The organism is Prosthecobacter sp. (assembly GCF_049294395.1).
GTDB lineage: Bacteria > Verrucomicrobiota > Verrucomicrobiia > Verrucomicrobiales > Verrucomicrobiaceae > Prosthecobacter.
Genome location: NZ_JBAQCR010000344.1, coordinates 1 through 14,223 on the forward strand (window position 1 = coordinate 1; position 14,223 = coordinate 14,223).

Genomic DNA, 14,223 nt, shown 5'->3' on the forward strand with positions numbered 1-14,223 from the left:
GGTTGCAACCGGGGCCGGTGCAGGCTTCGCAGGGGCTGCCGCAGGTTTGGTTTCGGGCTTGGCCGGAGGAGTGGCTGCCGCAGGCTTGGGCTCCACCTTGGCTGGAGCTGCGGGGGCAGGCTTCGTCTCTGCCTTGGGGGCCGCCGCCGGTGGGGCGGGTGCCTGTGCTGGCTTGGTGTCTTGAGCGTGAAGACTGAGGGCGAACAGCGCGGGGAGGACGAGTCGAAGTTTCATGGCTGGGGAGATGTTAAGGCCATGATACGTAGAACGCAGGTTGCATGTTCAGCAAAAATCGCCTCTCTCTTGCCGTCATGGTCAACGTTATTGTCATCCTCGAGATCGATCCGCTGAAGATCGATGAGTTCCTTGCTGTCATCCTTGAAAACGCCGCCGCTTCGCGTTTGGAGCCGGGCTGCCTTCGCTTTGAAGTCAGCCGGGACAATGAGCAGTCCAATCTCTTCGCGCTGAGCGAGAGCTACGTGGATCAGGCCGCCTTTGATCTGCATTACACCACCCCGCACGTGGCCAAATGGCGCGCCAAGGGCCCCGGCTTTGTGCTCAAGCGCTGGGCGGTCAAAGGCCCGGTCTATTAAGCTCCTGGCTGCGGGAACAGCCTTGCTGAGGCAGATTCGACGTCACAGATGGCGTGCAAGAGGCTAGCAGTGCGCGATGAAACGCCTTGTTATTCTTTTGGGTCTTTGCCTGGGTCTGGTTTGGTTGGCCGCGTGTGCGCACAAGACTGATCCTGAGCATCCTTTTGAAGCGGTGGCCGGTTATGGGTATTTCATGCAGTACGTCAAACCGGTGCTCGAAACCCACTGCCTGGCCTGTCATCGCGGCAGCCATCCTCCAGCCGGGCTGACACTGGTCCAGCGCAGCGGTCTGTATGCCCCGCGGAGACATGGGCGTGCGTTCGTCGTCCCAGGAGATCCCAATGCCAGCAGGCTGCTTACGGCTGTGGCAGAGGGCGGCAATCACCCAGGCTTGTACCATGGCGGCCCCATGCTCGCCGGGTCGGAAGTGGACATCCTGTATGAATGGATCGAGGACGGCGCGTACTGGCCGGACAACCCAGCGGGCTTTCTGCAGCCACGAGTGGTCATTCCGCGCCAGAAGGGGCTGCTTGAGCGCTGATGCTTACTTGATGCCGATCACCATCGAGTCCGGGCCCACCAGGTGCTCCACGCGGCAGTTTGTAAAGCCAGCTTCCTGCATCCAGCCGATGCAGTCTGCGCCGGTGTAGTCAAACCCGCCCGGGGTCTCGATCAACATGTTCAGACTCATGAGCAGGCCGAAGGCATTCTCCTTGCGTGCATCGTCGATGATCGAGTCATACACCACCACGGCACCACCGGTGGGCAGCGCGGCGTAGGCCTTTTGCAGCAGCATCCGTTTCGTTGCCAGATCCCAGTCATGCAGGATGTGGCCAAAGAGCAGCACGTCCGCCTTGGGCAGTTCATCGGTGAAGAAGCTGCCGCCTGCAAAGCGCACGCGGGCATCCAGTTCGTTTGAGGCGATGTACTCTTCGAAGATGGGGCCTACTTCAGGCAGATCAAAACCAATGCCTTGGAGATACGGCTGCGCCAGAGTGATCTGCGTCACCAGATCTCCCTGTGCGGTGCCGATGTCTGCACAGCTGCGATAGTCACCCCATGGAAACTTCTGCGCGATGGCCATGTTGGCTCCGCGGCTCACACCTGACATGGCACGCAGAAATTCGCGCAGCTTGGCAGGATCGGCATAGAGCGCGGTGAAGGGATCATGCCCGCCTTTGGATTCGTTTTGAGCCTCACCAGTGCGGACCGCTGTCGTCAGGCTGCCCCAGAATGGGTAGAGACGATGGTTGGCCATTTCCAAGATGCCGCCGATGTAGGAGGGCTTGGACTTGTCCAAAAACAACTCGGTATCCGGTGTGTTGCGGTAGATGCCATCGCCGTCCCGCTGGAGGAAACCGAGCGCCACCAGTGCATCCAGAAAATCACGCGCTCCACGCGGATGCAGTCCGAGCCGTCCTTGCAGCGTGGCGAGATCCCCCGGGTGCTTTGCCAGTTCCGTGAAGATTTCCATCTCCACTGCGCTGAGCAGTGTCTTGGAGCTCCAGAAGGCGAGACCGGTGTGCAGGATGTGATCAGGAGTCGGGTGCATGGGGTGGATGAGTTTTGTCCGATTGTGGCAGAAGGAGTCCAATCGTCATCAAAGATTTTGCCGGGAGCACGGCTGTTCGGTGGCTTTACAAAATGGCGGCAATTTATTCATCGCGTTTGTTGATGTGGCTCCTATCATCGGCCTCATGAAATCGCTCTTGGTTGTCCTTGGTGTTCTTGCTGTAATCGTCCTGACCGTCATGGCCGGCTACAACGGTCTTGTTTCGGGCAATCAGGCTGTCGAAGGGCAGTGGGCCCAGGTGCAGAACGTGTATCAACGGCGCGCCGACCTGATTCCGAATCTGGTGAAGACCGTGGAAGGCGCGGCGGATTTCGAGAAAAGCACGCTCACGGAAATCACCGAGGCGCGCGCATCCATCGGCAAGGTGCAGGTCAACAACGCACCTTCCGATCCTGCGCAGTTTGAAGCCTTTGAAAAGGCACAGGGCGCGCTGGGTGGAGCACTGAGCCGGTTGCTCGTGGTAGCGGAGCGTTATCCCGACCTCAAGGCGAATGCGGGCTTCCTAGCCCTGCAATCGCAGCTGGAAGGCACGGAAAACCGCATCGCGGTGGAGCGCGGGCGCTTCAACGAAGTGGTGCAGAGTTACAACACCAAGATCAAGAGCATCCCTGCTGTGTTTTACGCAGCGGCGCTCGGCTTCAAGGAGCGGCCCTACTTCCAGGCGAAACCAGGTTCTGAGGAGCCGCCCAAAGTGGACTTTAAATTCGGTGGCAGCGCTGCCCCCAAACAGCCGTGAATAGACTGGCCACATCCTGGCTCGGCCCGCTGCGGCTGGCGTCCGCCATGCTGGTGCTTGCCGTCACCGCTGTGGTGGCCGCTGAACAGTTGCCGGAAAAGCCCGCGCGATTCTTCAATGATTCCACGGGCGTCGTGGACCATGGCGTGGCCGATCAGTTGAACGAGCGTCTGGCCCAATATGAGCGTGAAAGCTCAAATCAGCTGCTCGTGGCCATCTATTCCCGCATGCTCACTGATTCGAGCCTGGAGGACTACTGCACACGTGCTTTTGAGAAATGGGGAGTGGGCCGTGCGGATCGTGACAATGGCGCGGTGCTGTTTGTCTTCATTGAAGATCACAAGATGCGCATTCAGACCGGCTACGGCCTGGAAGCCAGCCTGACGGATGCGGAGTGTTTTCGCATTATCGAGGGCATGAAGCCGTTTTTTCGGAAACAAGATTACACCGGCGGTGCCAGCTTCGCGGTGGCCGCAATGATCGAGGCGACGAAGGGCGAGTACCAAGGCACTGGCAAAACCTTGGCCGAGTCCCATGGCGATCCGCAGGTGTGGGTGCTGGTCCTTTTCTTTACGTTCATTCTGTTCACCATCGGCCTTAATCTTTATTTTCGAATTCGAGGTGGCCATCTTTATGACGCGAAGGGGCGTCGCCGCGTGCAGAGTGGTCAACCCTGGTACAATTGGAACTGGAGCAGCAGTGGCAGCTGGAGCAGTGGTGGTGGAGGATGGAGTAGCGGTGGCGGAGGAAGTAGCGGCGGTTCCTCATTTTCCGGGGGTGGTGGCAGCACCGGGGGAGGCGGTGCCAGCGGAGGATGGTAACCATGAACGCGAACCAATTCATCGCCACGATTGCAGATCAGCAGGTGATCCAGGCGATCCAATCTGCTGAAGCGCAAACCAGCGGAGAACTGCGTGTTTTTGTGACGGACAAGTTCGTTGAAGACCCGATTGCGGAGGCATGGAAAACCTTCGCGCGTCTGAACATGCAAAACACAAAGCAACGAAACGCCGTTCTCATCTTCGTGGGCCCCAAGGCGCGCAAGTTTGCGATCGTGGCGGATGAGGGCATTCATCACTTCTGCAAAGAGGCGTTCTGGAACCAGCTCGCGCATCAGTTGTCCGAAGGCTTTAAGGCGGGCGATTACACCAGTTCGCTCGTGCGTCTGATTGAAGACATCGGCCGTGCGCTTGCGGCGCATTTCCCTCGTTTGGGAAACGATGTGAACGAACTGCCGAACGAAGTGCTACGGGATTGAGGCAGGGTATTTAGCCTCAAGTCCGGCTTTCATTTCATCCACCAGCGGCTGGAGGAGGCTGAGCAAGGGAGACAGTGCATCGGTCAGTTCGCTTTCGGCTGCATCCCAGCCCAGACAAAAGGAGGCACCCTGCACCTGCAGCTCTAGGCCGCGATGGTAATGCCGATTGTCACAGGCGCGCACGCCGGGATTCAGCGGAATTTTCAGTGCATTGAAAGTAGCTTCAATTTGAGTGGCGAGGGGCTCCGGCAGTTCAAGCTGATGCCAGACGGTGATCGGCAGATCCGGCATGTCATGGGTGTAAAATATCACCCGCTGATCACTGTCTTCCAGCCTGGCAAACACATGAAAGCGGCGACCCTCCTCGCTTTCAGCGAAGCACTCGCTGTAAATAAAAAGTGCGGTATGGGGAATGGAGGGCGGAGTCATTGGGACGAGTGTGAGGCAGCCAGGCAGTGATGCAACCGGAACCCCAACTCATCAGGAAATGGGCCAAGGCCTATTTTCCCACCGCCCGCTTCAGCGCATGCTGCGCTTTGTTGAAATCGGTCACGGCCATGACGCGGCTCTGGCGCGCACGGGTCAGTTCTTCGCGTGCCAGCAGGTATTCCAGCACCACGCCCACCTGGCTGGCCTGGCGTTCCTTGGCCAGCTTGGTCATCTCTTCGGCGGCAGCCACGGCTTCGTCGTTGATCTTGATCTGATCATTCGCGGACTGTGCACGGGTGGCGGCTTCGACGACTTCGCGACCGACGGCGGCTTTGACCTGACTGGTTTGCAGGGAGGCGCTTTCTTCACGGGCATCCGCCAGCTTTTGACGCTGACGGTCAAACAAACCGCCGGGGCCGATCTTCCAACCAAGACCGAGGTAGTAGTCTTGCTGGCTGCCAAAGTTGCCCCACTGGTTGCCCACGTTGGGCCCGCCGCCCAGTCCGCCTGTAGTGTAGCCAGCCTGCACACTCGGGATCAAGGGGGCGACACGGGCGCGATCTTTTTCAGCATCCATGGAACTGTGAATGGCCTGCGCGGCATGAATCTCGGGCCGGTGCTGCTGCGCGAGCGAGATCATGGTGGCGACGCCTTTGCCAGACATCATCCTCACCGGAACGAGATCCGACTTCGCGGGACGTAGCACGGCGTCCGGAGTGAGACGGAGGATTTCAGCAAGACGAGCGACGGCAAGATCGCGCTGCTCCTCACCTTGGCGAATCGCCAGCTTCGCCCGGCTGATCTGCGATTTGACGCGCAGCAGGTCGGCGCGGAAGGCGGTGCCTGCGGTGACAGCACCATCAAGCTGCTTGCCATAGTCTTCGGTGAGTTGCAGGTCGTCTTCAATGATGGTGAGCATGGCCTCGGCGGCGAGCAGGTCGTAGTAGCGCTCCACGGATTGCGTCACGATGTCGATGCGTGCCTTTTCCGCGAGGTGCTCGGCGGCAAGCGCGCGCTGCTTGGCGGCGAGTGCGGAATAATAAATGTCACCGGGAGACCAGTCGATCATGGCACCGGTGCCGACATTGTACTGCTGTTTGTTCGCATTGAACACATTGCCTGCAATGTCCTGCAAACGTCCTTCATGGCCGCGATACCCAGCGCCGAGACTCAAGGTGGGCCAAAAGCGCTGCCACGCCTGCTTCGACTCCGCCACCGCTTCATCATGCTTGGCGCGCGCGAGCTGAATCTCGTCGTTGTTCGCACCTGCAAGGCGCATGACGGTGCGGAGATCGACGAAGGCGGGATCGGCATGGACGAGTGTCGCGACGAAAAGAAAAGAAAGGAAGAGTTTCATGGCTTCGCGAGAGTCACTGGTTGTTTGTCGGTGAGCAACGTGGTGCCGGGCAGCAGGATCACGTCGTCTGCTTTAAGATCAGGAATCTCGACATTGGTTCCGTCATTGAAGCCGGGCTTAACCGCAGTCTTCATTGCCTTGCCATCCACATGCTTGAAGACAAAGGCATTGGTCTTTTCCATCACGAGTCCGGCGACGGGGATGAGCGTGGCCTTGTCGTGTTTTTCGACGGCGATCTTCGCCATCGCATACATGCCGGGGCGGAGCTTGAGCTCGGCGTTTTTGAGGTCAGCTTCAGCGAGCATGGTGCGGGTGGCAGGATCGAGCGCATAAGCGATGCGTGAAATGCTGGCTTCGACGGGTGAGGGGCCGCTGGCATCGATCTGGGCTTTCACGGGTTTGCCGACGGCGACGAGCCCGGCTTCCATTTCGGTGACGGGGATCTGGAGGCGCAGCGTGCTGGCATCGACGATCTCGACGACCTTGCTGGTGTGGGCGTTGACCAGTGCTCCGACATCCACATGGCGTGCAGTGATGATGCCATCGAACGGAGCTTTGATCTCCGCAAAGGCGAGCATGGTGGTGACGCGGTCCATGCCAGCTTTGGCGATGGCCAGCTTGGCTTCTGCATCCTCAACCGACTGCGGCAGCACGATGTCCGGCGATTTGGCGCGGGCTTCATGCATGCGCTTGGATTCAAGACTGGCGGCGGCGACTTCGGCTTTGCTCTTGGCGAGGTCCGCCTGGAGTTCGGGCACTTCGAGTTTGGCGATCACCTGACCGGCTTTGACGGCATCGCCTTTATCAACGCTGATGGTGGCGATGTAGCCAGTGACTTTCGCGTAAAGCACCGCCTGCTGAAATGGCGCGAGCGTGGCAGGCAAGGCGACCCAGCGGTGGATGGTGCCGGTGGTGGGCTTGGTGGCGGGGAGGTCCAGCGCAGAAGAGAGGGTGGTGAGGAGGAGGAAGATCAGCAGGCGCATGGGAGTGGCGGAGGATTGAAAACTGAAAACTGGGAACTGAAAATTTTAAATTGGCCGGAGGCTTGGGAAGTCGCGGAAGTTCGTGGACTTAACTCTCAATGGGTTCCATCGATGCGGTCTTCGCCACCTTGCTGGCGAGCAGTGCATACACGGCAGGCAGCACGAGCAGCGTCGCCACGGTGGCGAGCGCGAGGCCGCCGATGGTGGCGATGGCGAGCGGGCTGGTCTGTGAGCGGGCGAGAGCCATGGGGATCATGCCGGCGATCATGGCGAGGGTGGTCATGAGGATAGGGCGCAGGCGCGTGGTGGCGCTTTCCAGCGCGGCGTCGCGTTTGCTCAGACCTGTGAGCTGGGCGCGATGGGCGAAGGTGACGAGCAGGATGGCATTGGCTACAGCGACACCGACCGACATGATGGCGCCCATGAAGCTTTGCAGGTTCAAGGTGGTGCCGGTGAGCATGAGAGCCAGCACCACACCGAGCAGCGCGGCAGGGATGGTGGTGAGCACCATGAAGGCGAGGCGCACGCTTTGGAAATTGGCAACGAGGAGCAGGAAGATCGTCACGATGGCAATGAGCAGACCGGTCTGCAGGCCGCTTTGGAGTTCCTTGAGCGGCGGCACCTGACCACGCAACGTGACGCTGACACCGGCGGGCGCAGGATTGGATGCGATGACTTTTTCGACCTGCTTGGCAATGACGCCGAGCGGCTGGTCATGAAGATTTGCGGTGATGGAAACGGTGCGGGCCATGTTGTAGCGGTCGTACTGGCCGATGACGCTGCCTTCACTGATCTTGGCGATGTTGCGCAGCGGAACCGGTGGTCTGTTCTGCGCGGTGACGGGCAGGTTGCGCAGGTCTTCGAGACCTTTCATCAGCGTCTGCGGCACCTGGACCTGCAACGAATAGCTGACGCCGGTCTTGGTGTCGGCCCAGAAGTTCGGCACGGTGAAACGGCTGCTGGCGGTCGCGGCCACGAGGCTGCGGGTGGCATCGCTCATCTTCACGCCGAGCAGGCCGGCGCGTTCGCGGTCGATCTGCACATCGACGCTGGGATAGTCGAGGGTCTGGCTGAATTGCACATCGCGGAGGTCCTTGAGTTCAGCGAGTTTGGTTTTGAGCACATCCGCATGCGCACGGCTGGCGGCGAAATCCTTGCCGCTGACAGCCACTTCGATGGGCGTGGGTGAACCGAGGGCCATGACGCGTGAAACGATGTCAGCAGGCTCAAAGGAGAACTGCACCTGTGGGAACTCGGCGGCGAGGCGTGCGCGGAGTTTCTCGCGCAGCGGAGAGATGGCCACGCCGCTGCCGTCTTTGAGCTGGATTTGCAGGATGGCCTCCTCGGGGCCGCTGTTCCACTGATGGATGAGATTGACGGGATAGTTCGGCGCGTGCACGCCGACGAGGCCCATGCTGATGGAGACTTTTTCAGGACCGGTTTCTTCGCCAATGATGGCCAGCGTGCGCAGGGCGATCTGCTCCGTGGTTTCAAGCCGCGTGGCGGTGGGCGCACGCAGGCGGAGCTGGAGCTGCCCGGCGTCGATCTGCGGGAAGATCTCGGTGCCGATGAAGGGCAGCAGGATGCTGATGGCGAAAATGACGCCGCCGAGGTAGGCGGGAACGAGGATGTGCCGAGTGGTGAGCGAGGGGAGAAAAATCCAGCGCAGTGCGGATTCGCCTGCGGGTTTGGTTTTCGTCTCCGCACGCGGTGCGGAATGCCACCAGATGTTCAGGATCGGCACGAGGGTGCTGGAGAGCAGATACGAGGCGATCATGCTGAAGCCCACGGCGAGGGACAGCGGCAGGAAGAGTGCTTTGGCGGCACCCGTCATGAAGAAGCTCGGCACGAAGACGGCGAGAACGCAGAGCATGGAAAGCGAGCGCGGACCGATGGTTTCTTCAGACGCGTCCAAAACAAGGCGGGCAAGCGAACGCCCTCCGCCCTGTTTCATGTGGCGATGGATGTTTTCGATTTCCACGGTGGCTTCATCCACCAAAATACCGACGGCGAGCGCGAGGCCGCCCAGAGTCATGAGATTGATCGTGTAACCGCCGATCCACAGCGCGAGCACCGCGGCCGCGATGGCGAGGGGAATGTTCAGGACGACGATGAAGGCGCTGCGCAGATCCCGCAGGAAAATGAGCACCATGAGGCCGGTGAGCGCGGCACCGAGGATGCCTTCTTTGACGAGATCACGAATGGCGCGGATGATCCAGGGACTTTGATCAAACTCAAAGGTGACGTTGATGTCCTCGGGGCAGGCGGCTTTGAACTTGGGCAGGTTTTGTTTCACCAGCTCAACGACGCTGAGCGTGGAGGCATCGCTGCGTTTGGTGACGGGCATGTACACGGTCCGCTTGCCGTTCACCATCGCGATGCTGTACATCATGTCGCTGCCGTCGCTGATTTCGCCGATGTCACGAACATAGACGGCTCCCTGCTCGGTGACTTTGACCGGCACGGCGGCGAGATCCTGGATGTTTTTGACGATCGCGTTCGTGGGAACGATGGGGAAGCTGTTGGGAAGCGCGAGATTGCCGCTGGGGCTGATGGTGTTGGCCGCAGTCATCGCCGCCACGATGTCATCGGTCGAAAGGCCGTAGGCGCGGAGACGGTCCGGCTTCACATTGATCAAAATGGTACGCGCACTACCGCCAAACGGTGGTGGTGCAGAAACACCGGGCAGCGTGGCAAAAAGCGGTCGCACCATGTTGAGCGCAGCATCCTGCATCTGGCCCACGGTGCGATTGGGATTCTCCGTGGAGAAGACGAGATTGCCCACTGGGACGCTGCCTGCATCAAAGCGCGTGACGAAAGCCCCCGGAGTGCCGAGCGGCATGAAGGAACGCGCGCGGTTCACATACGCGATCGTTTCAGAGAGCGCGGCGGACATGTCGGTGCCGGGATGAAACTGCAGCTTCATGATCGAAGCGCCCTGGATGTTCTTGGACTCCACGTGCTCGATGCCGGCGATGTAGAGGAAGTGGTACTCGTAGTAGTAGGTCAGGTAGCCTTCCATCTGCAGCGGGTCCATGCCGCCGTAGGGCTGCGCGACGTAGATGGTCGGAATGCCCAGTGTGGGAAAGACATCGCGCGCCATCTTTTCCTTGGCCTGCCACGCGCCGAGCAGGATCGCCACGACGATGACGATGACAGTCCATGGATGGCGGAGGGCGAAGCGGGGAAGGGACATGCGGGAGAAATGACGAATGGCTGAAAGGGGGGCTGGTAACTGGCCGGGAGGTCAGGTTCTATCAAGCAACAACACTCACCAGACTAGCCGGTTATTGCACTCGGTGGCAATCCCATAGGCTGGTTTTGTCAGGAACAATCCGCACGATCCGTCTTGCAGCTACGGTGTTAACGCAGGATGCTCAGGGCATGAGTCATTCTGAAAATCATCGTGCGCATCGCATCGGCTGGCTGCGTGCCGCAGTTCTCGGAGCCAATGATGGCATTGTTTCCACGGCGAGTTTGATTGTGGGGGTGGCTGCGGCGGAGTCGAGCCAGAGCAATGTGCTGGTCGCGGGCATCGCAGGATTGGTCGCCGGGGCGATGTCGATGGCAGCGGGTGAGTATGTGTCTGTCAGCTCCCAGTCGGATACGGAACAGGCAGACATCGCACGAGAGCGTCAGGAACTGGCCGAAGATGGCGAGAATGAACACGCCGAACTGGCGGCGATCTATGTGAGCCGTGGGCTTGAACCAGAGCTGGCCAAACAGGTGGCAGTCCAGTTGATGAAGAAGGATGCGCTGGGCGCGCATGCCCGCGATGAACTGGGTATTTCTGATACGCTGATCGCACGGCCGGTGCAGGCGGCGTTTGCCTCGGCGGCTTCTTTTGCAGTGGGTGCCGCGCTGCCGCTGCTCCTGGTCGTGGTGGTGCCTGCATCCGTTCTTTTGTGGACGGTGTCGCTCAGCTCGCTGCTGTTTCTGGCCTTGCTGGGTGCTCTTGCGGCTCGCGCGGGTGGTTCGCCCGTGCTGAAGTCCGCCTGGCGTGTCACGTTCTGGGGAGCTTTGGCGATGGGGCTGACGGCGGGCGTGGGTGCGCTGTTTGGTGCAGTGGTTTGATCGACTGACGAATGCGCTCAGGCTAAAGCGAGTTGTTTGACGAGACCCAGGAGTGCGCAGGCGCCGATGACGGGCATGAGTCCGACCTTGAAGCGCTGCATGGCGATGAAAGCGGCAATGGCGAGCACGGTGATAAATGCATCAAAGCCTCCGCTGGCAGGCCATAGGGCGTGAGTGGTGAACTTCACGCCGAGATTGAGAATGACACCGACGACAGCGGCTGTGATGGTCGTCAGTGCGGCGCTGAGGCGCGGCTGCTCGCCGAGTTTTTCGATGTGAGGAGCACCGAGGAAGATGAACAGGAAGCAGGGAATGAAGGTGACCCAGGTGGTGATGAGCGCGCCGACCGTCGCTCCGGCAAACGGCGTCAGATCACCCGGATGCTGCCAGCCGCCGACGAAGCCGACGAACTGCAGCACCATGATGAGCGGACCGGGTGTGGTCTCGGCCAGGGCGAGGCCGCTCATCATCTGTGGATGCGACAGCCAGCCGTGGATTTCCACCGTCTGTTGCGCGACATAAGGCAGCACCGCATACGCACCGCCAAAAGTGACGAGCGCGGCCTTGCTGAAAAACAAGCCCTGCTGTGCCTGCGTGCTGCTCCAGCCAAGCCACCCTGCGATTACAAAGACCGGCAGCCACCAGAGCGTGAGGCAAAGGGACGTGATGGTGAAGCTGCGCGTCCACGTTACCTTGGGCGCAGGCGGTAGCTCAATGGATGAGGTGCTGTCTTTGGCGGCACCGTGTCCTTTGCCAGCGGGGAACTGTTTTGGCAGCAAGCGGTTGCCAACGTAGCCTAACACGGCAGCACCGAGCACGATAAGGACGAACGAGATTTGGAAGACGTAGATGGCGACAAAACTCAGCGCGGCCACGAACCATAGCGTGGGGCTTTTGAGCGCCTTTTTGCCAATGCGCAGCACCGCCTCTGCCACCACGGCGATGACGGCAGCGAGAAGGCCGTGGAAGATGGCCGCGAGCCATGGGAGATGCCCGCCTGCCATGTAGAGCCAGCTCAAGCCGAACAGGATGAAGACCGAGGGCAGCACAAACAAGGCCCCTGCTGCGATGCCGCCCTTCGCGCCATGCAAGCGCCACCCGAGATAAGTGGCCAGTTGCTGCGCCTCGGGTCCGGGCAGCAGCATGCAGAAATTCAGCGCGTGCAGGAAGTGGGCATCACTGATCCAGCGGCGCTTGTCCACGAGCTCCTTGTGCATGATGGCGATCTGCCCGGCAGGGCCGCCGAAGCTGATGCAGCCGAGTTTGAACCAGTAGCGCAGGGCCTGGCCAAAGGTGGGCATGGAAGGAGGTGTTTCATCGCTGCTCATCAGCGTCTCCATGCCTGAGTTCGCTGTCATGATCAACCAAGGAAGATTTGCCTCTGGCAGCAGCGGGGGGGCATCTCCAGCGTGACCGCTCCACCCGTCAGAGCAGTACGTTGTTTTCGGGCTGCAGCTTCGGGGGCAGCTTTTCTTCGCCAAGGATCTCGCGGACATCGATCTCGATGTTGCGGCAGATGGTGGAGATGGGGGTGTCGTTGATGGCGTTGTCGAATGGGTTTTCGCTGAACTCCCCGGTCTGCTCCATGGTGTAGAAGACCCAGGAGATGAGCACCGAAAAGGGAATGGTGAGCCAGACACCGGGCCCGCCCACAACGGCACTGAGATCCTTCAGCAGGCCAAAGGGGAGCAGCAGGATGAAGATGTGCACAAAGATATGGCTGGAGATGCTGTACTGGCGGAAGAGCGGGGTCGTCTTGATGCGCTCGCATCCACCCTGAAGATTGTGGAACTCAGTGACGAGGCGCATGAGTTCGATGTGCTCGAAGGCATCGAGCGCGCCCTCGCGCTTCAGCCTGGCAAGGTGCTCGGCATGCACCTTGAGGAGCATGCAGGCGGGATTGTTGAGGCTCTTGAGGTGGTCGAAGTAAACCATCTTGTCGTGCTCCCCGAGGATGCGCTCGAGACCTTTCTCAAACTCCTCAAGCTCGCGGCGCTCGCCGGCGAAGGTCTTGTGGAGGTTCTGCTTGCTGGTGGCCCAGGGGATGGTGCGGCGCAGCTGCAGACGGAGGATGTTGATGAAGGCGAGGTGGCGGTAGGCGGCCTCGCGTACTTCCTCAGAGGCGGCGGGAAGACTGGCCTTCAGGTGGGCGACGAAGCTGCGGGAGGCATTGGTGATGCCACCCCACAGACGGCGTGCCTCCCACAGGCGGTCAAAGGCCTGGTTGTTCTTGAAACCGACAAAGAACGCCACTGCGGTGCCGATGGTGCCGATTGGCAGAAAGGGAATGGCGATCCAGCTCATTCCCGCGAAACGATAGAGGACAACCGCCAAAGTGCTGATGAACAGGGACTCGATGAAATTTCGACGTGCGAAATGCCAGAGCAGGATCAAACGGAAGTCTTTGCCGACGTACATGGGGTGCTGATGCGATTTGGGAAGTGATGCTGAAGGGGGCCAGTTCAAAGCACTCTGCATGCCAGGCAGGGCTTCGGTGAATGACGCGGTCTATACGATGGCGGACGCACGCTGCGCGATCAGTTTTTGCGTCATTCACGTTGTCGGAGATCATGGGGCAGCACATCAACCTTCCCGAAGGAGGTTGGAATTTCGCCGTTGATGAGCTTGAGGGCCACGTTGCGGTTCAATGTGGCCCTCAAAAGGTGCGGATGTTCTGGCGACGACTCATGGAATCAAGGCCGCCAGATCCCATCGTCGTACCACTCTTTGCAGACGATTTTGGCGATGGGTGCGGTGTCCTCCCGGGATTTCCAAAGCGGCAGGCGCAGTGCTTGGGCGAAGGTGTGATCATAGGCGGCAAAGAGATGGCGCAGGGCGGCGTGTGAGCGGCGTGCATAAACGGGGAAGCAGACGAGGTGACCGCTGTCGGAAATGGCGACGAGCTGCCGCGCCCAGACACGCCCCTGCGTATCGCGTGCGTAAAGCACACGTTTGTTGGCATCGAGCGCGTTTGCGACGGTGGAGAAGCTGTTGAAGCTGCCTGCGCTGAGGCAGGTGCCGAAGTCGGTGCCCATGCGCAGGATGGCCTGCAGATCATCTTCCGGTCCGATGCGCACGGCACCGATGTCACGCACATCGTGCTCGATGAAGAATCCATCATTCCACTGCTCCGCGCGCTGACGCGGCAGCTTGCACAGCCACTGCTGGTTGGCGGGATGGGAGAGCGTCCACTCGCGCGTGGCCTGCCGGTGTTCACAGG

At 60.2% G+C, this 14,223-nt stretch carries 14 protein-coding genes and 1 pseudogene; 6 read left to right on the forward strand and 9 right to left on the reverse strand.

Annotated features, from left to right (window positions below; all coding sequences use genetic code 11):
* On the reverse strand, positions 1 to 234 hold a 234-nt coding region (locus tag WAW39_RS22690), incomplete at its 3' end, for a hypothetical protein (RefSeq protein WP_422321442.1).
* A gap of 77 nt (positions 235 to 311) precedes the next feature.
* On the opposite strand from WAW39_RS22690, the gene WAW39_RS22695 reads away from it, so the two are divergent.
* Both WAW39_RS22695 and WAW39_RS22700 read left to right on the forward strand, forming a co-directional pair.
* Entirely contained in the window at positions 312 to 593 is a 282-nt protein-coding gene (locus tag WAW39_RS22695; protein ID WP_395731947.1) for a putative quinol monooxygenase, read from the forward strand.
* Positions 594 to 669: 76 nt separating this feature from the next.
* A complete protein-coding gene (locus tag WAW39_RS22700) occupies positions 670 to 1,134 on the forward strand; it encodes a c-type cytochrome domain-containing protein (protein ID WP_422321443.1) in 465 nt (154 codons plus the stop codon).
* Between the two features lie 3 nt (positions 1,135 to 1,137).
* Here WAW39_RS22700 and WAW39_RS22705 read toward each other — a convergent pair whose 3' ends face one another.
* Positions 1,138 to 2,145: a methyltransferase gene (locus WAW39_RS22705; protein ID WP_422321444.1), complete on the reverse strand. Its 1,008-nt coding sequence runs from the start codon at positions 2,143 to 2,145 to the stop codon at positions 1,138 to 1,140.
* Positions 2,146 to 2,290: 145 nt separating this feature from the next.
* On the opposite strand from WAW39_RS22705, the gene WAW39_RS22710 reads away from it, so the two are divergent.
* From WAW39_RS22710 to WAW39_RS22720, 3 genes are read left to right on the forward strand one after another with little or no spacing between them, the layout of a single operon-like run.
* Positions 2,291 to 2,902: a LemA family protein gene (locus WAW39_RS22710; RefSeq protein ID WP_422321445.1), complete on the forward strand. Its 612-nt coding sequence runs from the start codon at positions 2,291 to 2,293 to the stop codon at positions 2,900 to 2,902.
* Positions 2,899 to 3,723 (forward strand): TPM domain-containing protein, encoded by an 825-nt coding sequence (locus tag WAW39_RS22715; RefSeq protein WP_422321446.1) that lies wholly within the window; start codon positions 2,899 to 2,901, stop codon positions 3,721 to 3,723. The genes WAW39_RS22710 and WAW39_RS22715 overlap by 4 nt, the downstream gene beginning before the upstream one ends.
* A 2-nt stretch (positions 3,724 to 3,725) precedes the next feature.
* Positions 3,726 to 4,160 carry a TPM domain-containing protein gene (locus tag WAW39_RS22720; protein ID WP_422321447.1) on the forward strand — a complete coding sequence of 145 codons (435 nt, stop codon included), beginning with the start codon at positions 3,726 to 3,728 and terminating at the stop codon, positions 4,158 to 4,160.
* Here the strand turns inward: WAW39_RS22720 and WAW39_RS22725 are convergent.
* The 4 genes from WAW39_RS22725 to WAW39_RS22740 all read right to left on the reverse strand — a co-directional run bounded on the left by WAW39_RS22725 (position 4,149) and on the right by WAW39_RS22740 (position 10,125).
* Positions 4,149 to 4,589, reverse strand: a complete 441-nt coding sequence (locus WAW39_RS22725; protein WP_422321448.1) for a hypothetical protein — start codon at positions 4,587 to 4,589, stop codon at positions 4,149 to 4,151. The two genes, WAW39_RS22720 and WAW39_RS22725, sit on opposite strands and share 12 nt — an antisense overlap.
* 70 nt (positions 4,590 to 4,659) lie before the next feature.
* Positions 4,660 to 5,946, reverse strand: a complete 1,287-nt coding sequence (locus tag WAW39_RS22730) for a TolC family protein (RefSeq protein ID WP_422321449.1) — start codon at positions 5,944 to 5,946, stop codon at positions 4,660 to 4,662.
* The gene (locus WAW39_RS22735; protein WP_422321450.1) at positions 5,943 to 6,929 is read right to left on the reverse strand and encodes an efflux RND transporter periplasmic adaptor subunit; all 987 of its coding nucleotides are present in this window, start codon (positions 6,927 to 6,929) and stop codon (positions 5,943 to 5,945) included. Before WAW39_RS22735 ends, WAW39_RS22730 begins: the two co-directional genes overlap by 4 nt.
* Before the next feature lie 88 nt (positions 6,930 to 7,017).
* The gene (locus tag WAW39_RS22740) at positions 7,018 to 10,125 is read right to left on the reverse strand and encodes an efflux RND transporter permease subunit (protein ID WP_422321451.1); all 3,108 of its coding nucleotides are present in this window, start codon (positions 10,123 to 10,125) and stop codon (positions 7,018 to 7,020) included.
* A 188-nt stretch (positions 10,126 to 10,313) separates the two neighbouring features.
* Between WAW39_RS22740 and WAW39_RS22745 the strand changes: the two genes are divergently transcribed.
* Entirely contained in the window at positions 10,314 to 11,003 is a 690-nt protein-coding gene (locus WAW39_RS22745; RefSeq protein WP_422321452.1) for a VIT1/CCC1 transporter family protein, read from the forward strand.
* A gap of 17 nt (positions 11,004 to 11,020) precedes the next feature.
* On the opposite strand, the gene chrA is transcribed toward WAW39_RS22745, so the two are convergent.
* From chrA to WAW39_RS22760, 3 genes and pseudogenes are all read right to left on the reverse strand, one after another.
* On the reverse strand, positions 11,021 to 12,361 hold the full coding sequence (gene chrA, locus WAW39_RS22750; protein ID WP_422321453.1) for a chromate efflux transporter: 1,341 nt from the start codon (positions 12,359 to 12,361) through the stop codon (positions 11,021 to 11,023).
* A gap of 67 nt (positions 12,362 to 12,428) precedes the next feature.
* Positions 12,429 to 13,421: a bestrophin family protein gene (locus WAW39_RS22755; RefSeq protein WP_422321454.1), complete on the reverse strand. Its 993-nt coding sequence runs from the start codon at positions 13,419 to 13,421 to the stop codon at positions 12,429 to 12,431.
* A gap of 275 nt (positions 13,422 to 13,696) precedes the next feature.
* Positions 13,697 to 14,223, reverse strand: a pseudogene (locus WAW39_RS22760) (hypothetical protein); the annotation flags it as partial.

Bases quoted from the DNA above. Each gene is read 5' to 3' on its own strand.
- WAW39_RS22755 (WP_422321454.1), bottom strand. From the start codon at position 13,421: ATGTACGTCGGCAAAGACTTCCGTTTGATCCTGCTCTGGCATTTCGCA.
- WAW39_RS22695 (WP_395731947.1), top strand. From the start codon at position 312: ATGGTCAACGTTATTGTCATCCTCGAGATCGATCCGCTGAAGATCGAT.
- WAW39_RS22720 (WP_422321447.1), top strand. From the start codon at position 3,726: ATGAACGCGAACCAATTCATCGCCACGATTGCAGATCAGCAGGTGATC.
- chrA (WP_422321453.1), bottom strand. From the start codon at position 12,361: ATGACAGCGAACTCAGGCATGGAGACGCTGATGAGCAGCGATGAAACA.
- WAW39_RS22745 (WP_422321452.1), top strand. From the start codon at position 10,314: ATGAGTCATTCTGAAAATCATCGTGCGCATCGCATCGGCTGGCTGCGT.
- WAW39_RS22735 (WP_422321450.1), bottom strand. From the start codon at position 6,929: ATGCGCCTGCTGATCTTCCTCCTCCTCACCACCCTCTCTTCTGCGCTG.
- WAW39_RS22700 (WP_422321443.1), top strand. From the start codon at position 670: ATGAAACGCCTTGTTATTCTTTTGGGTCTTTGCCTGGGTCTGGTTTGG.
- WAW39_RS22710 (WP_422321445.1), top strand. From the start codon at position 2,291: ATGAAATCGCTCTTGGTTGTCCTTGGTGTTCTTGCTGTAATCGTCCTG.
- WAW39_RS22730 (WP_422321449.1), bottom strand. From the start codon at position 5,946: ATGAAACTCTTCCTTTCTTTTCTTTTCGTCGCGACACTCGTCCATGCC.
- WAW39_RS22705 (WP_422321444.1), bottom strand. From the start codon at position 2,145: ATGCACCCGACTCCTGATCACATCCTGCACACCGGTCTCGCCTTCTGG.
- WAW39_RS22725 (WP_422321448.1), bottom strand. From the start codon at position 4,589: ATGACTCCGCCCTCCATTCCCCATACCGCACTTTTTATTTACAGCGAG.
- WAW39_RS22740 (WP_422321451.1), bottom strand. From the start codon at position 10,125: ATGTCCCTTCCCCGCTTCGCCCTCCGCCATCCATGGACTGTCATCGTC.